Here is a 23,625-nt window from a genome sequence, read left to right as displayed (position 1 = left end):
GGACGCTCGACGCCGGAACGGAAGTCGTTTCACGGGCACCGCGCCACGCGACGCCCGATCATCCTTCCGCCGCCCGCACGTGATCGAGCAGCGCCTGCAACGGATGGCGCACCTGCTTCGAAGACATCCGCTTCACCTGGCTGCGGCATGAATAGCCGGTCGCCAGCGCCTCGCCTTCCCCACCCGCCGCATCGACGTGCGCCGCCCACGACTGCGCGTAGATCGTCTTCGACGTCTCGAGATTGCGCGCTTCGTGCCCATAGGTGCCCGACATCCCGCAGCACCCGGTTGCCTGCACGTGCAAGCGCAACCCGCGCCGTGCGAACACCTGTGTCCATTGCTTGCCGCTGTCGGGCGCATTGGTCTTCTCGGTGCAGTGCGGCAGCAACCGGTACGAACCGGCGACGCGCGGCACGCCGCCCGCATCCGCTTCCGGCAGCGCCTGCAGCAGCCATTCCTGCGGCAGCGCCACCTTCGGCACATCGGCGAGCCCCGTCACCTTCAGGTATTCCTGCCGATACGTGAGCGTCATCGCCGGATCGAGGCCGACCAGCGCGACCCCCGAGCGCGCCAGCGCCGCCAGCTGCCCGGCATTGCGGATCGCCGCCTTCTCGAACGCGCGCAAAAAGCCTTGCACGTGCAGCGCCTTGCCGTTCGGCGCGAGCGGCGCGAGCCACACCTGAAAACCCGTGCGCGCCGCCAGCTCGATCAGCGCCGCCAGCTGCTCGGTATCGAAATAGCGCGTGAACGTGTCCTGCACGATGACGACGCTGCGTGCGCGCTGCGCGTCGCTCAGCGCGGCGAGCGCCTGCGGGTCGGCCGGCTTCACGCGCCATTCGCGGATCACGGCGGCGAGATCGAAGCGGCTCAGGAGCGGGCTGTCGACCATGCCGACGTGCCGCTCGAGCAGCGTGCGCACCCAGCCGGCGCGCATCAGCCCGTTGTACAGCGCGGGCACGCGCGCCATCCACGGCATCGTGAATTCGAGCGAGCCGATCAGGTAGTCGCGTACAGGCCGCAGGTAGCGCTGGTGATACAGCTCGAGAAACCGCGAGCGGAATTCGGGCACGTTGACCTTGACCGGGCACTGCCCGGCGCACGATTTGCACGCGAGGCAGCCGGCCATTGCGTCGTACACCTCGTGCGAGAAATCGGCCTCGCCGTTGCGCGCCGCGCGGCTGTTGCGCCAGCGCGCGGCCAGGCCGCGCAGGAACGGCTGCCGTGCGCGCGCGGCCGCGACGACGTCGACGCCGGCCTGCCCTTGCAGGCGCAGCCATTCGCGCATCAGCGACGCACGCCCCTTCGGCGACTGCACGCGTTCGCGCGTCGCCTTCCACGACGGGCACATCGCGTCGTCCGGATCGAAGTTGTAGCACGCGCCGTTGCCGTTGCAGTGCATCGCCGTGCCGTAGCTCTGCCACACGCGCTCGTCGATCTGCCGGTCGTGGTCGCCGCGCGTCGGCACTTCGTCGATCTTCAGCAGCCGCATCGTGTGATCCGGCGGCGTCGCGATCTTGCCCGGGTTGAACTGGTTGTGCGGATCGAACGCGGCCTTCAGCTGCTGCAGCGACGGATACAGCTCGCCGAAGAACGCCGGCGCATATTCGGAGCGCACGCCCTTGCCGTGCTCGCCCCACAGCAGGCCGCCGTGGCGCTGCGTGAGCTCGGCCACCGCATCCGACACGGGCCGCACCAGCGCCGCCTGCTTCGGGTCCTTCATGTCGAGCGCGGGGCGCACGTGCAGCACGCCCGCGTCGACGTGGCCGAACATCCCGTACTGCAGCCCGTGGCCGTCGAGCAGCGCGCGGAATTCGGCGATGTATGCGGCGAGGTTCTCGGGCGGCACCGCGGTGTCCTCGACGAACGGCTGCGGGCGGGCCTCGCCCTGCACGTTGCCGAGCAGGCCGACCGCGCGCTTGCGCATCGCATACACGCGCTTCACCGCGTCGTCGCCGGCCGCGAGCGTGTGGCCCAGGCGCTCCACGCTGGCATCGGTGCGCAGATGGTCGACGAATGCGCGCACGCGTGCGTCGACGTCGTCCGCGTCGTCGCCGCTGAATTCGATCAGGTTGATGCCGAGCGTCGGACGTGCGTCGTCCTGCGGGAAATACTCGGCCACACTGCTCCACACGAAGTCCTTCATCGCGAGCATCAGCACCTTCGAGTCGACCGTCTCGATCGACAGCGGCGCGTGCGCGAGCAGTGCGCGCGCGTCACGCAGCGCATCCATGAAACCCGCGTAGCGCACGTTGACCAGCACCGAAACCTTCGGGATCGGCAGCACGTTGAGTTTCGCCTCGACGACGAAGCCGAGCGAACCCTCGGCACCGCACAGCACGCTGTTCAGGTTGAAGCGGCCGTCGGGTTCGCGCAGGTGCGCGAGGTCGTAGCCGGTCAGGCAGCGGTTGAGCTTCGGAAACTTCGCTTCGATCAGCGCAGCCTTGTCGTCGCTGATGCGTCGCGCGGTGCGGTACACCTTGCCGATGCGGTCCTGCCGCGCGCAGCGGCGCTCCAGTTCTTCGGCATCGAGTGCGTCGCTGTGCAGCCGCTCGCCGCCCATCAGCACGAAATCCAGTTCGAGCACGTGATCGCGCGTCTTGCCGTACGTGCAGCTGCCCTGCCCGCTCGCGTCGGTGTTGATCATCCCGCCGACGGTCGCGCGGTTCGACGTCGACAGTTCCGGCGCGAAAAACAGCCCGTGCGGCTTCAGCGCCGCATTGAGCTGATCCTTGACGACGCCCGCCTGCACGCGCACCCAGCGGCGCTCGACGTCGATTTCGAGGATCCGGTTCATGTTCCGCGACAGGTCGACGACCACGCCGTCGGTCAGCGACTGCCCGTTGGTGCCCGTGCCGCCGCCGCGCGCGGCCACCGCGACGTCGCGATGCGCGGGCTCGGCGAGCAGCCGTGCCAGCAGCTGGACGTCGTCGGCATGCGCGGGGCAGATCACCGCTTGCGGCAGGCGCTGGTAGATCGAGTTGTCGGTGGCCTGCACCGTCCGGTTCGCATGGTCCGCGCGGATCTCGCCGGCGAATCCGGCAGCCCGCAGCGCGGCGAGAAAGTCACGGTACGCATTCGCGGGCGGGCTGGCGGGACGGGGCAACGAGGCGATCGACATGGGGCAAAAGCGCAGTGTGGGTGGAGCCGGCCGGTTCGCGCGCTGCAAAACATGATTTTTTGGCAAGTTTCCGCGCGACCGGGAATTCCAGTATCTTTGGAATTTCCGCGAGAAACAAACGAATTCTCACCCGGCAAATATTGCATAAAACTCATGAATTACCGTCGCCTCACCCCGTCCATGTCGCTGCTGCTCGTGTTCGAGGCCGCCGCGCGGCATGAAAGCTACACGCGCGCGGCCGAGGAGCTGTCGCTGAGCCAGAGCGCGATCAGCCGGCAAGTCCAGACGCTCGAGGATCAACTCGGCGTGCCGCTGTTCCGGCGCGAGGGCCGCTCCGTGAAGCTGACCGAGGTCGGGCGCCGCTACTTCGCCGAGCTGAGCGGCGCACTGGGGCGCATCCGCGGCGCGACGCTGCAGGCGATGTCCCACCAGGCGGGCGCCGGCACGCTGCGGCTCGCCACCTTGCCGACGTTCGGCTCGAAATGGCTGTTGCCGCACCTGCACGACTTCTACACCGCGCATCCGGGCGTGACCGTGCACCTCCATTCGCGGATCGGCGCCATCGATTTCCTCAACGACGACCTCGATGCGGCCATCACCGTCGGCGCGGGCGACTGGCCGGGCCAGCACGCGCACCGGTTGTACAACGAGTTCCTGATCGCGATCGCGCCGCCGGACCCCGGCAGCCGCCGCAAGGCCGACGCGCGTTCGCCGGCGTGGGCCGCGAAACAGACGCTGCTCGGCGTGACGAGCAACCAGCAGGCGTGGGCCGAGTGGTTTTCGCACTATCGGCTCGACCATCGGCAGATGCGCATCGGCCCGAGCTTCGAGCTGACGTCGCACCTGATCCAGGCCGTGCGGGCCGGGATGGGGATCGGGCTGGTGCCGAAGGTTCTGGTGGAAGACGAGCTGGGCCGCAACGAACTCGTGTCGATCGGCGACGCGATCACCAGCCAGCGCAGCTACTACCTCGTCTATCCGCCGGGGAACGAGACGCTGCCGTCGCTCGTCGCGTTCCGCGAATGGCTGCTGAAGTCGTGCTGAAACACGGCCGCCGGCGGGCTGCCTGCGTTCAGGTACGCCATTCGCCGAGAATCTGCTCGGCCAGGTAGTCGCACGGCGGGCGCGCGGACTGCGCGCTGCGCGCGAGCACGACCTCGAGTTCGCCCAGCGGCGGCAGCCCTTGGCTTTCCGACAGCTGCACGAGATGATCGGGAATGCAGCAGCGCGCCAGCGGCGCGACCGCGAGCCCGGCCTCCACCATGCTGAGGAGGCCGAGGTGGCTCGGGCTCTCGTACGACATCCGGTACGGGATCTTCCGCCGGTTCAGCGCCTTGACCGCGTGATCGCGCGCCATGCTGCCGCCGTGCGTGAAAAAGGCCACCGGCAGCGGCCGCTCCTCCCATACGTTGCGTTTCGGCGACCCGACCCACACGAGCGGTTCGAGCCGGATCAGCTCGCCGGTCACGCCCTTGATCCGCGTGAGGCACGCGAGGTCGACCGTGTTGTCCTTGAGCATCGGCACGAGCGCGCTGCTCGGCTGGCCGATCACGCGCACTTCCACGCGCGGATGCATCGCGGCGAACTTGCCGAGCACCTGCGGCAGCAGCGACGAAATGTAGTCATCGGGCACGCCGATCGTCACGCGGCCGCGAATCTCCGGGCGCACGACCGACGCCCAGGCCTCGTCGCGCATCGCCAGCATCCGGCGGCCGTATTCGGCAAGCATCGTGCCTTCGCCGGTCGGCGTCACGTTGCGCGTGTCGCGGATGAAGAGCGGCTTGCCGAGCGCGTCTTCGAGCGCCTTGATCTGCATGCTCACCGCCGACGGCGACCGGTGCACGGCCTGCGCGCCCTGAGCGAACGATCCGGATTCGGCGACGGCCACCACCATCGCGAGCACATCGAGGTCGAGCTTTTTCATCGTATTCAGAAAAACTGATCAATCGATTCAGTTTATCCCGTTTTACTGTTCGCCTCCACGATCGGACAATGACTCCCGTCAGCACTCACTCGTTGCAGGAATCGTCAGACATGCATACGTCCGGATCGCTCTACGGGTTTCTCGTCATCGGCGGCATGCTCGCGGTCACGCCCGGGCCGAACATGGTCTACGTGATGTCGCGCTCGATCGCGCAGGGCCGCACGGCGGGGCTCATTTCACTCGGTGGCGTGATGATCGGGTACCTGTTCTACATGTTCGGCGCGGCGTTCGGCATCACCACGCTGTTCATGAGCGTGCCCTATGCGGGCAGCGGGCTGGCCGTGGTCGGTGCAGCGTACCTGTTGTATCTCGCATGGCAGGCCGTCAGGCCCGGCGGCCGTTCGCCGTTCGAGGTGCGGGCGTTGCCCAGCGAGCGGCCGCTGCGGCTGCTCGCGATGGGCGCGACGACCAGCGTGTTGAACCCGAAGCTCGCGATGCTGTTCATTTCGTTGCTGCCGCAGTTCATCGACTACCGGAACGGCAGCGTGCTCGGCCAGTCGCTGTTTCTCGGTTCGCTGCTGATCGCCGCATTCGCCTGCGCGAACGGGACGGTGGCGATCTGTTCCAGCAGCATCGCGAAGTTCCTGCACGGGCGCCCGACGCTGCTGCTCGCCCAGCGCTGGGCGATGGGGCTCATCCTCGGCGGGCTCGGCGTGCAGATGGTGGTCGATGCGTCGAGGATGGCGGGTGTGGCGTGACGTCCGCGCGTGCTCATGAAAAGGAATCGGCGAGCCCGGCGCGTTGCCGGCCGGTCGTCGCGCCAGGCATGCGCCGAAGACGCCGAACCGGCCAACGGCGCCCCGTCACTTCGTCAGCAACTCGGCCTCCAGCTCGCGCAGCCTCTCCGGAAAGCGGACGCGCAGCACCAGGAACCACCCGAGCCCGATCGCCAGCAGCGCGACGAACACATAAGGCAGCCACGCATACACGCCCTCCGGCACCGGATACACGCTGCCGGCCAGCGGAATCGCGAGCAGCACGACCGCAACGACGCTGATCGCCACATGCCGCGCGCGAAGCCGGCGCTGGCGGCGCAGATAGAGCGGCGCGCCGATCGCCACCAGCACGTATGCAAGCAGCCAGCCATACGTGGCAATCGAGCTGAGATAGCCATACGAGTCGAGTAGCGCGGTGCCGCGCGCGGTGAATACCAGCGCGGTGACCAGCGCCAGCACCGCGATCAGCGCCACCGCGACGTGCGGCGTCGCATTGCGCTCGTGTGCTTGGCCCGTCGACGCATGCAGCACGCCCTGCCGCCCGAACGTATAGACGATCCGCGCCGCCGCATTGATCGACGAAAAGAACGCCGCGAAGAAGCTCAACGCCACGCCTGCGTCGATCAGCACGCCGACCCAGCCGGCGCCGAGCCGATGCGCGAGCACCGCGAGCGGGCCGTCGACCCGGTCGAGCGGCGGCGTCTGTCCGTGGAACGCGCTCACCATCCCGTACGCGCCGATCACGAACAGGATCGCCGGCCCGACGACACTGATCAGCACCGCGCGCGGAATCGCGCGGAACGGGTCGCGCGCTTCCGCGCCGAGCACGGTTGCACTCTCGAACCCCGTGAAGCTGAAGAACGCGAGCACCATCCCGAGCTGCAGCTGGGTCGGCTTCACGCCTTCGAGCGTCAGTTGCGCGCGATCGACCGGATGCCCGCCGAACGCGATCGTCCCGATCACGACGACGGCGATCAGCAACAGCGTCGCGAGTTCGACGAACAGCGTGAACCGCGTGGACAGCCGGATGTCGCGAAACGCGATGTACCACGCGGCGAACGCGGTGACGACCGTGAGCCCGAGCACGGCGCCGAGCGGTGTCGCGCCGCCGAGCAGCCCGGTCTCGCGGCCCAGCACGAGAAACGTGTTGATCGTCCCCTGCAGGATGCCCGCGGCGGCCACCGCATAGGCAATCAGCAGCGACCAGCCGCAGATCGCGCCCCAGACCGGCCCGATGCCGGCCGACACGTATGCATACAGCGCCCCCGGCGACGCCGAATCGCGCGCGAACACCGAGATGCTCCACGACGCAAACAGCAGCGCGACGATCGCGAACAGGTACGCGAGCCACGTGCCGTTGCCGGCCGTCGCGAAGACGGCGGGGATCAGCACGCCGATCCCGCCGGACACGCCGACGAGGCCGATCGACTGCGCAATCAGTTCCGGCAGGCTCAGATAGTTGCGCCGCAGGCCGCCCGCCGGCGGTACGGCATGCTGCGCGGGCAGTGCCTGCGCGGGGCTTGCTGGATGACTCATCGATTGACCTCGTCAGGAATGAAGCGGCGCCGCGTGCGTGCTGTCCGCGGCGGTAGTGGTGAGGGTGAGGGGGTGACGGCGGCCGGCGCGAGCCGGTCAGTTCCAGGAATGGCGCGCAGGCTTCACACCGTTGAGGTAGTAGTTGCCGATCGCGTGATACTTCCAGCGCACCGGGTCGTGCAGCGTATGCACGCGCGCGTTGCGCCAGTGGCGGTCGAAGTTGTATTTCGCCAGCGTCGACTTGCTGCCGCCGAGCTCGAACAGCTTGCTCGCGGCAAGCAGCGCCACCTCGGTCGTCGCGATCTTCGCCTCGCCCACCGCGATCGCCGCCTGCGCGACGGTTTCCTCGCCCGGCTCGCGCTTCGCCGCATCGACGAAGCGGCCCGAGCGCGCGAGCAGCGCTTCGGCCGCGTGCACGCGGTACGCGATGTCGCCGATCTGCGCGACCGACAGCGGGTCCTCGCTCGCGCGCTCGACGCCGCTGTCGATCCACGGGCGCGCATGCTGCTGCACGAACGCGATCGTGTCCTGCAGCGCGGCGCGCGCGATCCCGAGGTCGATCGCGGCGGTCGTGATCTGCGCGAACGGGCCGGCGAAGGTCGGGCGATCGTACGAACGCTGCGTGTGGAAGATTTCGAACGGGCTCACGCGCACGTTCTCGACGATCACGGTGCCGCTCGCGGTCGTGCGCTGCCCGAAGCCGCTCCAGTCATCCACGACGGTCAGCCCCGGCGCCCCCTGCCGCACGAAGGCGAGCACGGCCTGGTCCGACTCGTCGAGCGCGAGTACCGGAATCCAGTGCGCGAACAGCGTGCCGGTCGAATAGAACTTGCGGCCGTTCAGCACGAACGCGTCGCCGTCGCGATGCACGCGCGTCCGGATATCGAGCACGTTCTTGCCGCCGGCTTCGGAAAACGCGTTCCCGTAGCGCGTGCCCTTCAGGACGAGATCGAAGAAGAAGCGCTTCTGCGCATCGCTGCCCTCGAGGCGGATGTCCTCGATCAGGCAATAGTGGTTCTGCGGGATCTGGCCGAGCGACGGGTCCGCCTCTGAAACGATCGCGATCACTTCCGCGAGCGTCACGTTCGATACCTCCGCGCCGCCGTATTCGCGCGGCACGGTGATGCCCCACAGCCCGCTCGACGAGAACAGTTCGATCTCGTCGAACGGCAGCTTCCGCTCGCGGTCGCGCAACGCGGCGTGCTCGGCCAGCCGTGCCGCGACCTGACGCGCGACGTCGAGCGCCTCGGCATCCGAACCGATGACGGGAACGGGCGTGGCGCCCGCTTGCGGTTGCACGTTTTCTTCGATGATTTCCGTAGACATGTCGATTCCGGCAAAGCTCATGAACCGGCCGGCGGCGCCGGGAAGCATCCGCCGACCTCCTGTTTCGATATCCGAAACGTCAAACCGGGTCGACCCGCGAGAGCCGCCGGTGTCGCCCCTTCGATCGGCCGGCGCGCGGCACGCGTTCGTGCCCGCCGCGCACCGGCCCCCGCGTCACGCGGCAACCGCCTGCCGTCGCGCCTCGAGTTCGCGCACGAGCGGCAGCACGCGCTGGCCGAAGTACTCGACCTCCTCGATGAAATGCAGGAACCCCGCGAGCACGAGATCGACGCCGATCGCCTTCAGCGCGACGATCCGTTCGGCGATCTGCTGCGGCGTACCGATCAGGTTCGTGCGGAAGCCGTCGTTGTACTGCACGAGATCCTCGAACGTCGATTTCGCCCAGTTGCCCTCCCCCTCCGGCGACGCCTTGCCGGCCTGCTTCACCGCATCGCCGAACGCGTGCACGGCCTCGACGTGCGCGTGCCGGATGATGTCGTCGAGCACGGCCTGCGCCTCTTCCTCCGTATCGCGCGCGATCACGAACGCGTTGACGCCGATGCGCACGCGATGGTTGTTCGCCGCCGCCTTCGCGCGGATGTCGTCGATCTGAGCCTTCAGGTTATCCGGCGTATTGCCGTTCGTGAAATACCAGTCCGACACGCTCGCCGCGTTGTCGCGCGCCGCGCGCGAGCTGCCGCCCTGGAAGATCTCCGGATGCGGCTTCTGCACCGGCTTCGGGCTCAGCGTGTAGTCGTTGAAGCGGTAGAAATCACCCTTGAACGTGAAGTTGTCCTGCGTCCAGATGCCTTTCAGCGCCTGGATGAATTCCTTCGAGCGCCGGTAGCGTTCGTCGTGCTCGAGCCACGGCTCGCCGATCGCGGTGAATTCGCCCTTGAACCAGCCGCTCACGACGTTGATCGCGATGCGTCCGTTCGAGATGTGGTCGATCGTCGCGAGCTGCTTCGCGACCACGGCCGGATGCCACGGCCCCGGCAGGATCGCGGCGAGCACCTTGAGCTTCGTCGTCGCGTGCAGCAGCGCCTGGCTGAACGACACCGACTCGTGCTGGTATTCGGCGCCGTAGCCGGCGGTGAAGCGGATCTGGCTCAGCGCGTACTCGAAGCCGGCCGCCTCGGCCGTGCGTGCGAGCTGCTGGTTGTATTCGAGGCTCCAGTCGGTGCGTTGCTCGATCGTGCTGACGACGAGGCCGCCGCTGACGTTCGGCACCCAGTAGGCGAACTTGACGCCGTCGGCGGAAGGGTCGGTATGGCTCATGAGTGTGTCCTGGTCGGGAGGAAAAACACAGGCGGCCTAGGCGGCCGCGACGGAAAGCGCATGCTGGCGCAGCTGCGGCACCGCGCGATCGACGGCGAGTGCGATGCGCGCACGCAGCGCCGGGCTCGCGATCTGGTACTGGTCGAAATCGCTTTCGGACGCATACACGCCGATCGGCAGCGTGCGTGCCTGGAAGAAGCTGAACAGCGGCCGGAGCTGATGGTCGATCACGAGCGCATGACGCTCGCTGCCGCCGGTGGCCGCGAGCAGCACGGGTACGTCGACCAGCGCCTCGTGATGCACAAGGTCGAACAGGTGCTTGAAGAGGCCCGTGTACGACGCGCGATACACGGGGCTCGCGACGACGAGTGCATCGGCCGTCTCGATCGCACGGATCTGCGCGTCGAGGTCGGCCGGCACCTGCGCGCGCGTCAGCGCGCCGGCCAGTCGGCTGCCGATCTCGCCGAGTTCGATCAGCCGCGTGTCGATCGGCAGCGCGGCGCCGAGTGCCGCGACGATCGCGTCGGTCAGCGCCAGCGTGCGCGACGGCCGTTGCAGGCCGCCCGATATCGCGACCACGTTGATTGCATTGCTCATCGGTTGCATTCCCATTGTCGAATCGGGTGCCGATGCACCCGCCACGACATGGGTCAGCAAGGAGCGTGCCATTTCGACGAAGGCGATGAAAAAGCGATCGTCTGCATGACGAAATGCATCGCGATCGACGGCCTGTCGTGGCACTCCCGCCGACCGGCACACGTTGATAAGCGTGCCAGCCACGGCATCACAACCATATTCCGCAGCACGATGAACTGGGGGAAACAGCGCTGCTGATGCACTGCTGCGTAATCAGCAGCGCGGTGTGCGGCGAGCGCATTTTTCCGCTTCCGCACGGATTCCGGCAGGCGCGCGGCGTCCAGCGCAGCAATCCGGCATTGGTTATCAGAAATCGATGTTTCCCGCGTTGCGCAAAACGTTGAACACTCTGCTGATCACGCAGCACCCGGTCGGCAACGCCCGATGCAGCCTGGCCGTTTTCGTGCAGCGACCCGACGCATTCATCGCCATGACATCCATTTCCGTATCGCCCCGCGCGGAAAGCCTGCGCGTCGTCGCGCCGTCCCGCGACGAACCGGCTCCTCCCGACGCGCTGCAAACCGCCGGGCGCCTGGCGGCCGGCTTTGCACGAACTGCGGCCGAACGCGACCAGCAGGGCGGCACGCCGAAGGCCGAGCGCGACCAGTTGCGCGACAGCGGCCTCCTCGCGTTGAGCATCCCCACCGCCTACGGCGGCCTCGGCGCAAGCTGGCGCACGACCTTCGACGCGGTCCGCGTGCTCGCGGCCGCCGACAGTTCGCTCGCGCACGTGTTCGGCTTCCATCACCTGATGCTCGCGACCGTGCGGCTGTTCGGCACGCCCGCGCAGTGGGAATCGTGGTTCGAGCGAACCGCGCGCCAGCAGTGGTTCTGGGGCAATGCGCTGAATCCGCTCGACGAACGCACGGTCAGCCGTTCGCGCGGCGCATGGCACGAATTCAGCGGCCAGAAGAGCTTTTGTTCGGGGGCACTCGATTCGCAGATGCTGATCGCGTCCGCGCACGACGCGCAGACGCGCGCGTTCCTGATCGCGGCCGTGCCGACGCAGCGCAGCGGCATCTCGATCGCCGACGACTGGAACAACATCGGCCAGCGACAGACCGACAGCGGCACGGTCACGTTCGAGAAAGTGCGCGTCGAGGAACACGAACTGCTGACGGACCCGGGCCCGCTGTCGACGCCGTTCGCGTGCCTGCGCCCGCTCGTCGCGCAGCTCGTGCTGACGAACGTGTATCTCGGCATCGCCGAAGCCGCGTTCGGCGACGCGCGGCACTACACGCTGCACGAAGCGCGGCCGTGGCCCGGCGCGCAGGTCGCGAGCACCGGCGACGATCCGTACATCCTCGGCCAGTACGGCGAATTCTGGGTCGGGCTCGAAGCCGCGCGCGTGCTCGCCGACCGCGCGGCGGATCGCCTCGACGCCGCGTGGGCGCGCGATGCGGCGCTCACGCATGCGGAGCGCGGCGAGGTCGCGCTCGCCACGGCCGCTGCAAAGGTGTCGGCCACCCGCACCGGGCTCGATCTCTGCACGCGCATGTTCGACGTCGCCGGCGCGCGCGCGACGCATGGCGCGCTGCGGCTCGACCGGCACTGGCGCAACCTGCGCACCCATACGCTCCACGATCCGCTCGCGTACAAGATTCGCGAGATCGGCGAATGGGCGCTCAAGCGAACCTGGCCGACGCCGGGCTTCTACTCGTGAACCGCTCCCCTTCCGATGCGTGGCCCGACGCCGCGCCCGTCCTCACGCTGCCCGACCGGCCCGCGCTGGCGACGTCCATTCGCGCCCGCGCGCAGGTGTTCGTCGATCCGCGCTCGGTCGCGCTACTCGAACGGATTCGCCTGGTCGCGCCGAGCGACGCGAACGTGCTGATCGTCGGCGAGACCGGCACCGGCAAGGAACTGATCGCGCGGCACGTGCACGGCCTCAGTCGCCGCAGCAACGGGCCGTTCGTCGCGGTGAACTGCGGCGCTTTCTCCGAGACGCTCGTCGAGAGCGAACTGTTCGGCCACGAGAAGGGCGCGTTTACGGGCGCGTTCAGCGCGAAGCCCGGCTGGTTCGAAGCCGCGAACGGCGGCACGCTGTTTCTCGACGAGATCGGCGACCTGCCGCTGTCGATGCAGGTCAAGCTGCTGCGCGTGCTGCAGGAGCGCGAGGTCGTGCGGCTCGGCTCGCGCACGGGCGTGCCGATCGACGTGCGCGTGGTTGCCGCGACCAACGTCGATCTGCAGCAGGCCGTCGCGCACGGGCAGTTTCGCGGCGACCTGTTCTACCGGCTCAACGTCGTGCAGCTCGCAGTGCCGACGTTGCGCGAACGCCCCGGCGACATCCTGCCGCTCGCCCGCCACTTCTTCGACGACTACCGGAGCCGCCTCGGCTACGGGCCGCGCAGCATCGACCCGCGCGCCGAGCGCCGGCTGCAGGCATACGGCTGGCCCGGCAATATCCGCGAACTCGAGAACGTGATCCATCACGCGCTGCTCGTGAGCCGCCACGACGCACTGCAGGAGGCCGACCTGCATCTCGCGGCGCCCGACGTGACGGCCGCCGCCGAGCATGCACAGGCGCAGGAACCCGACCCGGCAACCGGCGCGCAGGCTGCACTCGAACGCGCGCTGCGTGCGCTGTTCGACGAGGATCACGGCAACCTGTTCGAGCGCATCGAGGACACCGTGATGCGTGTCGCGTTCGATTTCAGCCACCGCAACCAGATCCAGGCCGCACGGCTGCTCGGCATCAGCCGCAACGTGCTGCGCGCCAGGCTGATTCGCGCGAAGGAGATCGCGGCAATGAAGTAGCCGCGCATGGGAGCACGCCGCCACCCCGCTCCGGCGCGTTTCGCGCCGCGATCCGTGCGGCAGGGTCCGAACCTGATGTATCGTGGCGCGAGGCGCGCGCCTCGTTCCCCTCCCGCATCCGGTCGTCCGTTGCATGACCGCCCGGGCCCGGCGACAGGGCGCACGCACGATCCTCCGCAACACGAAAGGCCGTCCGGCGCCCGTGCGGGCCCGGCCGTGCCTCGTTCACCCGTCCGGAACCCGTCGCCATGAAAAAGCTTGTCAACCGCCCGTCCGATGTCGTCCGAGAAATGCTGGAAGGCATCGCGCGACAGTCGCCGCATGTCGCGATCCTCGGCGACGAGCACGTGCTCGTCCGCCAGCCGCTGCCCGAGCCGGCGCAGCGCCCCGTCGCCGTCCTCTCCGGCGGCGGCAGCGGCCACGAGCCCGCGCACGGCGGTTATGTCGGCGAAGGGATGCTGAGCGCGGCCGTCTGCGGCGAAGTGTTCACGTCGCCGTCCACCGACGCGGTGCTCGCCGCGATCCGCGCCAGCGCGGGCCCGAACGGCGCACTGCTGATCGTGAAGAACTACACGGGCGACCGGCTCAATTTCGGGCTCGCCGCCGAGCTCGCGCGTGCGGAAGGCATTCCGGTCGAGACGGTGATCGTCGCCGACGACGTCTCGCTGCGCGGCCGCGTCGAGCGCGGCCAGCGGCGCGGGATCGCCGGCACCGTGCTGATCCACAAGCTCGCCGGCGCGGCTGCCGCGCGCGGGCTGCCGCTCGCACGCGTCGCGGCCATCGCGCGCGACGCGGCGGCCGAGCTGGGCACGATGGGCGTCGCGCTCGACGGCTGCACGATCCCCGGCGCCGACAAGTCGGGCTTCAGCCTTGGCGATCACGAGATCGAACTCGGCCTCGGCATCCACGGCGAGAAAGGTGTCGAACGCCGCGCGCCGCTGCCGGCCGATGCGCTGGCCGACACGCTGCTGTCGAGCATCGTCGCCGATCTCGTGCTCGACCGCGGCGAACGCGTCGCGCTGTTCGTCAACGGCCTCGGCGCGACGCCGGACATGGAACTCGCCATCGTGCTGCGCGCCGCGCACGACAACCTGACGCGGCGCGGCATCGTCGTCTCACGCGCGTGGGCCGGCACGTTCCTGTCGGCATTGAACATGCCCGGCTGCTCGATTTCCGTGCTGCGGCTGAACGACGAACGCGCGGTGCTGCTCGACGCGCCGACGCAGGCGCGCACATGGCCGGGCGGCGGCGCGGTGAATACGCAGATCCGCGTGGCCGCGGCCGCTGCGCAAGAAGCGCCGCTGCCGCCGCTCGATGCGACCGGCCGCGCGTGGGCCGCGCGCCTGCAACCGGCACTGCACGCGGTCGCGCAGACGCTGATCGATCATGAGCAGACGCTGACGGACCTCGATGCGGCCGCCGGCGACGGCGATCTCGGTGCGAGCATGCTGCGTGCCGCACAGGCGATCCTCGCGCTGCCGGAAACCGCATACGGCTCGCCGGCCGGCGTACTCGCAGCGCTCGGCGCCGCGTTGCGCCGCGCCATCGCCGGCAGCTCGGGGCCGTTTTATGCGACCGCGCTGCTGCGCGCATCGCGCCGGCTGGCCGATGTCGCCGAGCCGTCGGCACGCGACTGGGCCGCGGCGTTCCACGGCGCGGTGGATTCGATCAGCGAACTGGGCGGCGCGCACGCCGGCGACCGGACGATGCTCGATGCGCTGGTGCCGGCCGTCGCGGCATTCGAACGGGCGCTCGACAACGATCGCGATCCCGCGGGCGCATGGGCGGCGGCGGTCGAAGCCGCCGAGCACGGTGCCCAGGAAACCGCGCAGATGACGCCGCGCGCGGGGCGTGCGAGTTATCTCGGCGAGCGCGCGATCGGCTCGCCGGATGGCGGTGCGGTGGCGGTGTCGTACTGGTTGCGCGCGTTGCAGCCGCACGTGCGATAAGCGGTGGCGGCAGGTTGATGCGGGCGGCCCGCATCAACCTGCCGCGCGCGTCCCGGTTCGCCCCGGCAACAGCGCGGCGCCGATTGCGGCCGCGCCGAAACCCGCGAGCCAGCACCAGTAGCCGATTGCATCGAGATGAACCGGCTCGACCCCGCCGGCTTCGTTGACGACGATCCGATGCTGCGTCAGGAAGCTCAACCCGAACAGCAGCGCGAGCCCGGCCAGCGCGAGCGCCTGCGTGCGCCGGCGCTTCGCGATCAGCCACCAGGCCGCGAACACGAGCGGGTTCGCGAGCCACGCGAAGATGCCGAAGAAAAGACCCATCCAGCCGGTCAGCAACACCTGCCAGCCGTCGGCCCATGGATGCGGGTCGGGTGCGCCCGTGCGGAACGGCGCGGTGAACATGGCGACCAGATAGAGCACGACGCTGATCGCAAGCAGCACGGTCGTGGCGCGGCCCATCGGCGGTCGGACGGTCGCAGTGGCGGGGTTCGATGTGTTCATGGGCGTGCCGGGCTTCCGGCGTCGCAGCGCGCCGCCGGAAGCGCCCGATGCGGGTCGTTCAGACGCCCTCGACCAGCACGGCGCGATAGCGCGCGCCCTTGAAACGATGCTGGACGACGTCCTGGTATTCGGGGCCGTGATACCACGCGTGCGCGGCTTCCTTCGACGGAAACTCGACGATCACGACACCTTCCGGGCCTTCGCCCTCCAGTGTTTCCTGCGGGCCGTAAGCGGCGAGCACCTTGACCGGATGCCCGGCGAGCGTCGCGCCGACCTTGCTCTGGTAGACGTCGAGTTCGTGCTGGTCCTGCGTGCTTTCACGTGTAAACACAATGTAGGTGGCCAAGATACGTGCTCCTGATGCGATGCGTGGAAGGTGGAAGGGCCGGCCGCGCGCCGCACCGTCCGGCAGGACGGCACGCGGCCTGCTCGCAGCTTACAGCGGTTTCGCGACAAGCGCCGGGGCCTGCCCGCATGCCCGCCCGAGCAGCTGCGGCGGGCACCACCGGTCGTCCGCGTTCGGCTCCTGCCGCGTCGCGGACGAACGGAACGGCGCCCGTCACGCAACGGTCGCGGTGGCCTGCATCGTCAGCCAGCCGTCGCGATCCTTCGCCCACAGCTCGATCGTCTTGCCGTCGTCCGACGGCTTGCCGCACAGCGTGAACGGCTCCCCGTCAAACGTCGGGCGCACCGCGCGGAACGCAAAGCTCGCGAGCACGGCATCGGGCCGTTCGCGCCGCACGAGATCGACGAGCAGCGTCGCGATCAGCGGGCCGTGCACGACGAGCCCCGGATAACCTTCCTCCTGCGTCACGTAGCTGCGGTCGTAGTGGATGCGGTGGCCGTTGAAGGTCAGCGCCGAATAGCGGAACAGCAGCACCGCGTCGGCCGTGACCGTGCGCGACCACGCGTCGCCTGCCGGCGCCGCGATCGGCTTTGGCGCGGGTGCGCCCGGCTGCGGCGCATCGCGATAGACGATGTCGTGCTCCTCCTCGATGCACAGCACGCCGTCACACTCGATCCGGTGCTGCACCGTCACGAAGACGAGCCGGCCGCTGCGGCCCGTCTTGTCCTCGAGGTTCACGATCGTCGATTCGCGTATCGCGCGCCGTCCGGTGCGCAGCGGCGCATGGAACGTCAGGCGGCCGCCGGCCCACATGCGGCGCGGCAGCGGCACGGGCGGCAGGAAAGCGCCGCGCTTCGGGTGGCCGTCGGGGCCGACTTCGGCCAGCGGCGCGACAGGCAGGAAATAGAGCCAGTGCCACATCGGCGGCACGACGTCGCCGGGCGACGGGCGGTCGAGCGTGGCGGCCAGCGCGTTCAGCGGGAACGCGGTGATGTCGTCGCCGAGCGTTTCGGTCTTGCCGAGCCACGCGTCGAGCGACGCCGGGGCGGACGGCTGCGAGGATGGGGTGGACACGTGCGAATCTCCGGGAGGCTTGCAACGGCTTCAATATGCACGCCGCGCACCGTTTCGCGAAGCCGGATTTCCCGAATCGCTTCCCGCTTCCCGATTCCCGGCTTCGAACCCGCCTGTCCCGCCTCCCCTCCCCGTGGCCGCGCCGGACGGATTTCGTCTGATCATTCGATCGCGGTCGCCGCGCGCGGGCCGGGCCGACATCCTTGCGGCTTGACCACCGCCGGCACGCCGCCTAAATTGCTTCAGACGGGCCGGCCGCGACGTGTCACACGGGTGACAAAAACGATAGTTTGCTATCGAATTATTTTGCCCCTATCATCTCGCCCATGACCAATCTGCACGACCTCCGTCTCGCCGTCAGCAGCCTGCTCGTGCTGTCCGCGCGCAAGTGGCGCCGCACCAGCGACGGCGTACTGAACGCGTACAACGTGTCCGAGGCCTGCGCGACCCCGCTGCTGATCGCCGGGCGCCTCGGCGAAGGCGTGCGGCAAGGCACGCTCGCCGAACACGTCGGCATCGAAGGGCCGTCGCTCGTGCGCCTGCTCGACCAGCTGTGCGCGGCCGGCCTTGCGCGCCGCGACGAGGATCCGCACGATCGCCGCGCGAAGACGATCTCGCTGACGGCCGCCGGCCGCGCGGTTACCGCGAAGATGGAGGAAGACCTGCGCGTGCTGCGTGCGCAGGTGCTCAAGGGGGTCACGCGCGCCGATCTCGAAGCGACGCTGCGCGTGCTCGACGCATTCAATGCATCCGAATCGCCCACGCCCGCCGCGCGCGCATCCCGCACCGGCAACGCCACGTCATGACCTATCCGAGCCTTCGCGACTGGCTGTTCTCGGGCAAGACGTTCGCCGCGTCGATGCTGGCCCTCTACCTCGGCCTGTATTTCCAGTTGCCGCGCCCGTACTGGGCGATGGCGAGCGTCTACATCGTGTCGAACCCGTTCGTCGGCGCGACACGCTCGAAGGCGCTGTATCGCGCGCTCGGCACCGCGCTCGGCGCGGCTGCCGCGATCTTCTTCGTGCCGCCGTTCGTCGAGACGCCGCTGCTGTTCGCGATCATCGTCGCCACCTGGTGCGGCACGCTGCTCTACCTCGCGATCTCCGACCGCACCGCGCGCAGCTACGTGTTCATGCTCGCCGGCTATACGATGCCGCTGGTCGCGTTGCCGACCGTGACCGATCCGTCCACCGTGTTCGACGTCGCGATCGCGCGTACCGAGGAGATCGTGCTCGGCATCGTCTGCGCGAGCGTGGTCGGCAGCGCCATCTTCCCGAACCGGCTCGCGCCGACGCTGATCGAGCGTACCGATGCATGGTTCAAGGACGCGGCGTTCTACGGCCGCGAGACGCTGTCCGGGCACATTGCCGGCAAGGCGCTGTCCGCGTGCCGGCAACGGCTCGCGGCAACCATCACGGGCCTCGAATTCCTGCTGAGCCAGCTGAGCTACGACCATGCGCATCCGCGCATCCTCGCGCGTGCGCAGGCGCTCGCGGGCCGGATGCAGCTGTTCCTGCCGCTGATGTCGTCGCTCGCCGATCCGTTGATTGCGCTGATGCGCGACCTGCATATCCGGCCGGCCGGGCTGGACGACCTGCTTGCCGATGCCGCGAAATGGTTCGACGCACCGTTGCCGGCCGTCAAGGCCGGCAACGACGGCGACATGGCCGACGACCCGGTCGCGGAACGCCTGCGCGAACGCATTGCCGCGCTGCAGCCGGCCGACGACGCGCTCGCGAGCTGGGACGGTGCGCTGCTGTCGAACGCGCTGTGGCGGCTGCGCCAGGTCATCGACATCTGGCAGGACTGCCGCTCGCTGCGCGCGCTGATCGGCAACGAATCGGGCGTCTGGCAGCCGCGCTACCGGCACTGGCGGCTCGGCGGCACCGAGCGCTTCTTCGATCGCGGGATGATGCTGTTCTCGACGCTGACCGTCGCCGCCGCGATCGTGTTCGCGAGCTGGCTGTGGATCGCGTCCGGGTGGCACGACGGCGCCGCGGCCGTCACGCTCGTGGCCGTGTCGTGCAGCTTCTTCGCCGCGCTCGACGAGCCGGCGCCGCTGGTGTTCAAGTTCTTCCTCGCGACGACCGCGAGCGTCGTGTTCGCGGGCCTGTACCTGTTCGTCGTGCTGCCGCACGTGCACGATTTCGCGATGCTCGTCGTGATGTTCGCGGGCCCGTTCATCCTGATCGGCACGCTGCTGCCGCGCCCGCAGTTCAACATGGTGACGATGCTCGTCGCCGTGAACACGGCCACCTTCATCAGCATCCAGGGTGCGTACGACGCCGATTTCTTCGTGTTCCTGAACAGCAACCTCGCGGGCGTCGCCGGGCTGCTGTTCGCGTATGTGTGGACGCGTGCGACGCGGCCGTTCGGCGCCGAGCTCGCAGTGCGGCGCCTGCTGCGCTCGGGCTGGGAAGACGTCGTGCGCTCCGCGTCGACGCAGCCGCTCGACGACCAGCGCAATCACGCGTCACGGATGCTCGACCGCGTCACGCAGCTGCTGCCGCGCCTCGGCGCGTCCGACGACCACCGTCATCCGTCGATCGAAAGCTTCCGCGACCTGCGCATCGCACTGAATGCGCTCGACCTGCGCCGCTCGCGCCGCCGGCTGTCGGGCGACGTGCCCGACGCGATCGACCGCGTGCTGGCCGGCGTCACCGACCACTACGCACGCTGCGCGGCCGCGAACGCGCGCCAGCCGGCACCGCCCGCGCTGCTCGCGACGATCGACGACGCGCTGCAGCGCGTCGCGGGCCGCAACCTGCCGGGCGCCACGCCGGCGGAACACGGCGCAGCGCCCGCTGCGCCGGCCACGCCCGCCACGCATCGCCGGCTGCGCGACACACTGCACGCGCTCGTCGGCCTGCGCCTGTCGCTGTATCCGGCCGCGGCGGGGCAGCCTCCGCAGGCACCCGACGGAGCACGCGCATGATCCCGCTTTCCCATCCGTCTTTCCGACCGCGACCATGATCGGCGAAATCGACATCTTCGGCGTATTCGTGCCGGCCCCGCTCGTGCTGATGCTGATCGCCTACCTGATCAACATCGTCGTGCGCGCCGTGCTCGAGCGCGTCGGCTTCTACCGCCTCGTCTGGCACCGTTCGATCTTCGACCTCGGCATCTACGTGTTCGTGTTTGCCGCCGTCGTGATCGTTTCCCACCATCTCGTGGCTAGCTAACCGTGAAAAAAACCTGGCTCTCGGCAGGGCAAATCCTGCTTACCCTGATCGTCGTCGTCGTGGCCGCCGTCGTGCTGTGGCGCATCGTCAACTACTACATGTTCTCGCCGTGGACCCGCGACGGTCACGTGCGCGCCGACGTGATCCAGGTCGCGCCGGACGTGGCGGGCCTCATCACGTCGGTGCAGGTCGCCGACAACCAGGAGGTCAAGCGCGGCCAGGTGCTGTTCGTGATCGACCAGGCCCGCTACACGCTTGCGGAGCGCCTCGCCGAAGCCACGCTCGCCCAGCGCCGCGCGACGCTCGCCCAGGCGAAGCGCGAATACGCGCGCAACCTGCAGCTCGGCAACCTGGTCGCGAGCGAACAGGTCGAGGAAAGCCGCACGCGCGTCGAACAGGGTGAAGCCGCCGTCGCCGATGCGCAGGTGTCGCTCGACACCGCGAAGCTGAACCTCCAGCGCACGACGATCGTCAGTCCCGTAGACGGCTACCTGAACGACCGCGCGCCGCGCATCGGCGAATACGTGCCGGCCGGCCGCGCGGTGCTGTCGGTCGTCGACCGCAATTCGTTCCGCGTCGACGGCTACTTCGAGGAAACCAAGCTGCGCGGCATCCACATCGGCCAGCCGGTCGACATCATCGTGATGGGTGAGCCGCATACGCTGCGCGGCCACGTGCAGAGCATCGTCGCCGCGATCGAGGATCGCGACCGCACGCAGGGTGCGAACCTGCTGCCGAACGTGAACCCGGCATTCAGCTGGGTGCGGCTCGCGCAACGCGTGCCGGTGCGCGTCGTGCTCGACGAAGTGCCCGACGATTTCCGCATGATCGCGGGCCGCACCGCGACCGTCTCGATGCGCGACGCCGACACGCGTCGCAACGACAACGTGAAACCGGCAGGCGCCGGCACGGCGTCGGCCGTCGCGCCGGGTTCGACGGCTTCCGCCACGGCCGCCGGTGCAGCAGGAGCATCGCAATGAAGCGGCATGGTCTGCGCCTCGCCGCGACGCTCGCACCGCTTGCGCTGGCACTCGGCGCGTGCAAATCCGTCGGCCCCGATTACACGCTGCCGCAGCAGGCGTACGTGAATGCGCCGCTCGCGAACCACGCGCTCGACGACGCGAACGGCACGCTCGTGTCGCGCGACGCCGTGCCCGGCAACTGGTGGCAGCTCTACGACGATCCCGTGCTCAACGCGCTCGTGCGCGATGCACTGAAGTCGAACACCGACCTGCGCGTCGCCGCGGCCAACCTCGCGCGCTCGCGTGCGGCGCTGGAAGTCGCGAGCCAGCAGGGCGGCTTCTCGGGCGGCGCGGAAGCCGCCGTGCAGCGCGCGCAGGAATCGGCCGAGCAATACCTGCTCGAGAACAAGCTGCCGGTCGTCAACGAAGGCGCGGTCGGCATCAATGTGTCGTACGAGATCGACCTGTTCGGCAAGCTCCGGCGCGGCGTCGAAGCCGCGCGCGCGGACAGCGAGGCCGTCAGGGCCGCCGGCGACCTGGCACGCATCACGGTCGTCGCCGACGTCGTGCGCGCGTACGTCGAATCGTGCTCGGCCGGCGACGAGCTGGCCGTCGCGAAGCAGTCGCTCGCGCTGCAGAAGCAGCGCGTCGCGCTGTCGCAGCGGCTGCGCGATGCCGGGCGCGGCAACCAGACCGACGTGACGCGCGGCGTGACGCAGGTGCGCACCCTCGCCGCCGATATCCCGCGCTTCGAAGGCCGCCGCAAGGTCGCGCAATACCAGCTCGCCGCGCTGCTCGCGCGCTCGCCGGCCGACCTGCCGAAGGCCGTCGCCGAGTGCGAGCGCCTGCCGAAGCTGCGCCAGCCGATTCCGATCGGCGACGGCGCCGCGCTGCTGCGCCGCCGCCCGGACGTGCGCGAAGCCGAGCGGCAACTCGCCGCCGCGACCGCGCGCATCGGGGTGGCGACCGCCGCGCTGTACCCGTCGATCAGCATCGGTGCGTCGGCCGGCTCGGTCGGTGTCGCTGCCGACCTGTTCTCGTCCAACACGAATCGCTGGTCGTTGGGCCCGCTGATCAGCTGGTCGTTCCCCGTCAACGGCCAGCGTGCGCGAGTGCGCGAAGCCGAAGCCGCGACGGGCGGCGCGCTCGCGCACTTCGACGGTGTCGTGCTGAACGCGCTGCGCGAGACGCAGTCGAGCCTCGCGACCTACGCGGCCGACGTGCAGCGCACGGAAGCACTGCGCACGGCTTATGAATCGGCACGCAGTTCCGCCGACGAAACGCATCGTCTCTATATGGCCGGCCGCGAGTCGTTCATCTCCGACCTCGACGCGACGCGCACGCTGACGAGCGTGCAGGCGCAGGTGGCGGCAGCCGAAGGCCAGGTCGCGGCCGATCAGGTGCGGCTCTTCCTCGCGCTCGGCGGCGGATGGGATGACGATGCGGCATCCGCATCCGACGCGTCGAAACAGATATCGAAACAGACGCCGAAGCCGGCACCCGCAAGCGGCGCATCGGCGGCCTCGGCCGCCGTGACCGCAGCCGAGTAACCTGCCGGTGAAGAACGGGAAGCGCGCTTGCCGCGCTACGCGCGCCATCCGCTGATCGACTTGCCGGGTGACACGCGCACGGCCAGCCTGGGCTCGCCGGAAGCGTCCGACGAATGGCACCCCGGGCAGCCGCGCGACCGTGCGCAACCGGAATGCCGGGCATCGCAAACGCGAGCCGCAATGGGCCGGCATTGAAGGTAAACTCGTCCGCGCTTTTCCCGTCTTTTACTCGCCGCCCGCCGGGCGGTTCATTTTCCGGAGATCCATCATGCGAACCAGCGCCCGCAACCATTTCGCCGGCCAGGTCAGCGCCGTCAAGGCCGGTGCCGTCAACGACGAAATCACGCTCCGGACGCAGGACGGCCTCGACATCGTCGCCGTGATCACCCACGGCAGCGCGACTTCGCTGGGCCTCGCGGCCGGCTCGAAGGCGTTCGCACTCGTGAAGGCGTCTTCGGTCATCGTGATGGTCGACGTCGACAGCAGCAAGGTATCGGCCCGCAACTGCGTCGCGGGCACCGTATCGTCGGTCACGAAAGGCGCGGTCAATTCGGAAGTCGTGGTCAAGGCCGCGGGCGGCGCCGAGATCGTCGCGATCGTCACCAACGACAGCGTCGATCGTCTCGGCCTCGCAAGCGGCACGGCTGCGTCCGCGATCTTCAAGGCATCGAGCGTGATCGTCGGCGTCGAGTGAACGCGTGACG

At 69.1% G+C, this 23,625-nt stretch carries 21 protein-coding genes; 12 read left to right on the top strand and 9 right to left on the bottom strand.

The annotated features are described in order from the left end of the window. Window positions 1-58 precede the first annotated feature (58 nt). Complete coding sequence (locus tag AB3K92_RS00320; RefSeq protein WP_369464310.1) at window positions 59-3,118, bottom strand: FAD-binding and (Fe-S)-binding domain-containing protein; 3,060 nt, start codon at window positions 3,116-3,118, stop codon at window positions 59-61. 153 nt (window positions 3,119-3,271) lie between these two features. Between AB3K92_RS00320 and AB3K92_RS00315 the strand changes: the two genes are divergently transcribed. Next, window positions 3,272-4,162: a LysR substrate-binding domain-containing protein gene (locus AB3K92_RS00315; protein WP_369464308.1), complete on the top strand. Its 891-nt coding sequence runs from the start codon at window positions 3,272-3,274 to the stop codon at window positions 4,160-4,162. A gap of 28 nt (window positions 4,163-4,190) precedes the next feature. Here the strand turns inward: AB3K92_RS00315 and AB3K92_RS00310 are convergent, their stop codons facing one another. Further along, window positions 4,191-5,042, bottom strand: coding sequence for a LysR substrate-binding domain-containing protein (locus AB3K92_RS00310; protein ID WP_369464306.1), 852 nt, complete (start codon window positions 5,040-5,042; stop codon window positions 4,191-4,193). 110 nt (window positions 5,043-5,152) lie between these two features. Here AB3K92_RS00310 and AB3K92_RS00305 point away from each other — a divergent pair, with 110 nt between their 5' ends. Continuing rightward, window positions 5,153-5,800, top strand: coding sequence for a LysE family translocator (locus tag AB3K92_RS00305; protein ID WP_021160723.1), 648 nt, complete (start codon window positions 5,153-5,155; stop codon window positions 5,798-5,800). A gap of 105 nt (window positions 5,801-5,905) precedes the next feature. On the opposite strand, the gene AB3K92_RS00300 is transcribed toward AB3K92_RS00305, so the two are convergent. The 4 genes from AB3K92_RS00300 to msuE all read right to left on the bottom strand — a co-directional run bounded on the left by AB3K92_RS00300 (window position 5,906) and on the right by msuE (window position 10,555). Next, window positions 5,906-7,354 (bottom strand): APC family permease, encoded by a 1,449-nt coding sequence (locus AB3K92_RS00300; RefSeq protein ID WP_059491826.1) that lies wholly within the window; start codon window positions 7,352-7,354, stop codon window positions 5,906-5,908. Between the two features lie 96 nt (window positions 7,355-7,450). Beyond that, on the bottom strand, window positions 7,451-8,680 hold the full coding sequence (locus AB3K92_RS00295) for an SfnB family sulfur acquisition oxidoreductase (RefSeq protein WP_369464305.1): 1,230 nt from the start codon (window positions 8,678-8,680) through the stop codon (window positions 7,451-7,453). Window positions 8,681-8,854: 174 nt separating this feature from the next. Further along, entirely contained in the window at window positions 8,855-9,958 is a 1,104-nt protein-coding gene (gene sfnG / locus AB3K92_RS00290; RefSeq protein ID WP_369464304.1) for a dimethylsulfone monooxygenase SfnG, read from the bottom strand. A gap of 36 nt (window positions 9,959-9,994) precedes the next feature. After that, on the bottom strand, window positions 9,995-10,555 hold the full coding sequence (gene msuE / locus AB3K92_RS00285) for an FMN reductase (RefSeq protein ID WP_060147665.1): 561 nt from the start codon (window positions 10,553-10,555) through the stop codon (window positions 9,995-9,997). 48 nt (window positions 10,556-10,603) lie between these two features. Between msuE and AB3K92_RS00280 the strand changes: the two genes are divergently transcribed. The 4 genes from AB3K92_RS00280 to AB3K92_RS00265 all read left to right on the top strand — a co-directional run bounded on the left by AB3K92_RS00280 (window position 10,604) and on the right by AB3K92_RS00265 (window position 15,303). Next, window positions 10,604-10,792: a hypothetical protein gene (locus tag AB3K92_RS00280; RefSeq protein ID WP_155631925.1), complete on the top strand. Its 189-nt coding sequence runs from the start codon at window positions 10,604-10,606 to the stop codon at window positions 10,790-10,792. Between the two features lie 118 nt (window positions 10,793-10,910). Beyond that, a complete protein-coding gene (locus tag AB3K92_RS00275; RefSeq protein WP_369464303.1) occupies window positions 10,911-12,257 on the top strand; it encodes an acyl-CoA dehydrogenase family protein in 1,347 nt (448 codons plus the stop codon). Then, complete coding sequence (locus AB3K92_RS00270) at window positions 12,212-13,354, top strand: sigma-54-dependent Fis family transcriptional regulator (protein ID WP_059487828.1); 1,143 nt, start codon at window positions 12,212-12,214, stop codon at window positions 13,352-13,354. Before AB3K92_RS00275 ends, AB3K92_RS00270 begins: the two co-directional genes overlap by 46 nt. Window positions 13,355-13,602: 248 nt before the next feature. Continuing rightward, the gene (locus AB3K92_RS00265; protein WP_369464302.1) at window positions 13,603-15,303 is read left to right on the top strand and encodes a dihydroxyacetone kinase family protein; all 1,701 of its coding nucleotides are present in this window, start codon (window positions 13,603-13,605) and stop codon (window positions 15,301-15,303) included. A gap of 33 nt (window positions 15,304-15,336) precedes the next feature. Here the strand turns inward: AB3K92_RS00265 and AB3K92_RS00260 are convergent, their stop codons facing one another. The 3 genes from AB3K92_RS00260 to AB3K92_RS00250 all read right to left on the bottom strand — a co-directional run bounded on the left by AB3K92_RS00260 (window position 15,337) and on the right by AB3K92_RS00250 (window position 17,227). Further along, the gene (locus tag AB3K92_RS00260) at window positions 15,337-15,807 is read right to left on the bottom strand and encodes a hypothetical protein (RefSeq protein WP_131723255.1); all 471 of its coding nucleotides are present in this window, start codon (window positions 15,805-15,807) and stop codon (window positions 15,337-15,339) included. A 58-nt stretch (window positions 15,808-15,865) separates the two neighbouring features. Next, window positions 15,866-16,153, bottom strand: coding sequence for a DUF1330 domain-containing protein (locus AB3K92_RS00255; protein ID WP_021160733.1), 288 nt, complete (start codon window positions 16,151-16,153; stop codon window positions 15,866-15,868). Window positions 16,154-16,366: 213 nt separating this feature from the next. Next, window positions 16,367-17,227: a MaoC family dehydratase N-terminal domain-containing protein gene (locus AB3K92_RS00250; RefSeq protein ID WP_226203030.1), complete on the bottom strand. Its 861-nt coding sequence runs from the start codon at window positions 17,225-17,227 to the stop codon at window positions 16,367-16,369. A 326-nt stretch (window positions 17,228-17,553) separates the two neighbouring features. On the opposite strand from AB3K92_RS00250, the gene AB3K92_RS00245 reads away from it, so the two are divergent. The 6 genes from AB3K92_RS00245 (at window position 17,554) to AB3K92_RS00220 (ending at window position 23,615) form a co-directional block, all read left to right on the top strand. Continuing rightward, the gene (locus AB3K92_RS00245) at window positions 17,554-18,033 is read left to right on the top strand and encodes a MarR family winged helix-turn-helix transcriptional regulator (RefSeq protein ID WP_048028119.1); all 480 of its coding nucleotides are present in this window, start codon (window positions 17,554-17,556) and stop codon (window positions 18,031-18,033) included. After that, window positions 18,030-20,162, top strand: a complete 2,133-nt coding sequence (locus AB3K92_RS00240; protein WP_059677848.1) for an FUSC family protein — start codon at window positions 18,030-18,032, stop codon at window positions 20,160-20,162. The genes AB3K92_RS00245 and AB3K92_RS00240 overlap by 4 nt, the downstream gene beginning before the upstream one ends. 34 nt (window positions 20,163-20,196) lie before the next feature. Next, window positions 20,197-20,409: a DUF1656 domain-containing protein gene (locus AB3K92_RS00235; RefSeq protein ID WP_027792190.1), complete on the top strand. Its 213-nt coding sequence runs from the start codon at window positions 20,197-20,199 to the stop codon at window positions 20,407-20,409. A gap of 2 nt (window positions 20,410-20,411) precedes the next feature. Further along, window positions 20,412-21,389: an HlyD family secretion protein gene (locus AB3K92_RS00230; protein ID WP_060276713.1), complete on the top strand. Its 978-nt coding sequence runs from the start codon at window positions 20,412-20,414 to the stop codon at window positions 21,387-21,389. Then, the gene (locus AB3K92_RS00225; protein ID WP_369464301.1) at window positions 21,386-22,921 is read left to right on the top strand and encodes an efflux transporter outer membrane subunit; all 1,536 of its coding nucleotides are present in this window, start codon (window positions 21,386-21,388) and stop codon (window positions 22,919-22,921) included. The genes AB3K92_RS00230 and AB3K92_RS00225 overlap by 4 nt, the downstream gene beginning before the upstream one ends. Before the next feature lie 268 nt (window positions 22,922-23,189). After that, window positions 23,190-23,615, top strand: a complete 426-nt coding sequence (locus AB3K92_RS00220; protein ID WP_369464300.1) for a molybdopterin-binding protein — start codon at window positions 23,190-23,192, stop codon at window positions 23,613-23,615. The last annotated feature ends 10 nt before the right edge of the window (window positions 23,616-23,625 follow it).

Source organism: Burkholderia sp. Bmkn7 (assembly GCF_041103175.1).
Lineage (GTDB): Bacteria > Pseudomonadota > Gammaproteobacteria > Burkholderiales > Burkholderiaceae > Burkholderia > Burkholderia cepacia.
The sequence above is the reverse complement of the archived record's forward strand: the minus strand, read 5'-3'. Positions and strand labels throughout refer to the sequence as shown.

What these genes read in the sequence shown, in the direction of transcription:
- AB3K92_RS00320 (WP_369464310.1), bottom strand. Translation starts at nt 3,118, where the DNA reads ATGTCGATCGCCTCGTTGCCCCGTCCCGCCAGCCCGCCCGCGAATGCG.
- AB3K92_RS00315 (WP_369464308.1), top strand. Translation starts at nt 3,272, where the DNA reads ATGAATTACCGTCGCCTCACCCCGTCCATGTCGCTGCTGCTCGTGTTC.
- AB3K92_RS00310 (WP_369464306.1), bottom strand. Translation starts at nt 5,042, where the DNA reads ATGAAAAAGCTCGACCTCGATGTGCTCGCGATGGTGGTGGCCGTCGCC.
- AB3K92_RS00305 (WP_021160723.1), top strand. Translation starts at nt 5,153, where the DNA reads ATGCATACGTCCGGATCGCTCTACGGGTTTCTCGTCATCGGCGGCATG.
- AB3K92_RS00300 (WP_059491826.1), bottom strand. Translation starts at nt 7,354, where the DNA reads ATGAGTCATCCAGCAAGCCCCGCGCAGGCACTGCCCGCGCAGCATGCC.
- AB3K92_RS00295 (WP_369464305.1), bottom strand. Translation starts at nt 8,680, where the DNA reads ATGTCTACGGAAATCATCGAAGAAAACGTGCAACCGCAAGCGGGCGCC.
- sfnG (WP_369464304.1), bottom strand. Translation starts at nt 9,958, where the DNA reads ATGAGCCATACCGACCCTTCCGCCGACGGCGTCAAGTTCGCCTACTGG.
- msuE (WP_060147665.1), bottom strand. Translation starts at nt 10,555, where the DNA reads ATGAGCAATGCAATCAACGTGGTCGCGATATCGGGCGGCCTGCAACGG.
- AB3K92_RS00280 (WP_155631925.1), top strand. Translation starts at nt 10,604, where the DNA reads ATGGGTCAGCAAGGAGCGTGCCATTTCGACGAAGGCGATGAAAAAGCG.
- AB3K92_RS00275 (WP_369464303.1), top strand. Translation starts at nt 10,911, where the DNA reads ATGTTTCCCGCGTTGCGCAAAACGTTGAACACTCTGCTGATCACGCAG.
- AB3K92_RS00270 (WP_059487828.1), top strand. Translation starts at nt 12,212, where the DNA reads ATGGGCGCTCAAGCGAACCTGGCCGACGCCGGGCTTCTACTCGTGAAC.
- AB3K92_RS00265 (WP_369464302.1), top strand. Translation starts at nt 13,603, where the DNA reads ATGAAAAAGCTTGTCAACCGCCCGTCCGATGTCGTCCGAGAAATGCTG.
- AB3K92_RS00260 (WP_131723255.1), bottom strand. Translation starts at nt 15,807, where the DNA reads ATGAACACATCGAACCCCGCCACTGCGACCGTCCGACCGCCGATGGGC.
- AB3K92_RS00245 (WP_048028119.1), top strand. Translation starts at nt 17,554, where the DNA reads ATGACCAATCTGCACGACCTCCGTCTCGCCGTCAGCAGCCTGCTCGTG.
- AB3K92_RS00240 (WP_059677848.1), top strand. Translation starts at nt 18,030, where the DNA reads ATGACCTATCCGAGCCTTCGCGACTGGCTGTTCTCGGGCAAGACGTTC.
- AB3K92_RS00235 (WP_027792190.1), top strand. Translation starts at nt 20,197, where the DNA reads ATGATCGGCGAAATCGACATCTTCGGCGTATTCGTGCCGGCCCCGCTC.
- AB3K92_RS00225 (WP_369464301.1), top strand. Translation starts at nt 21,386, where the DNA reads ATGAAGCGGCATGGTCTGCGCCTCGCCGCGACGCTCGCACCGCTTGCG.
- AB3K92_RS00220 (WP_369464300.1), top strand. Translation starts at nt 23,190, where the DNA reads ATGCGAACCAGCGCCCGCAACCATTTCGCCGGCCAGGTCAGCGCCGTC.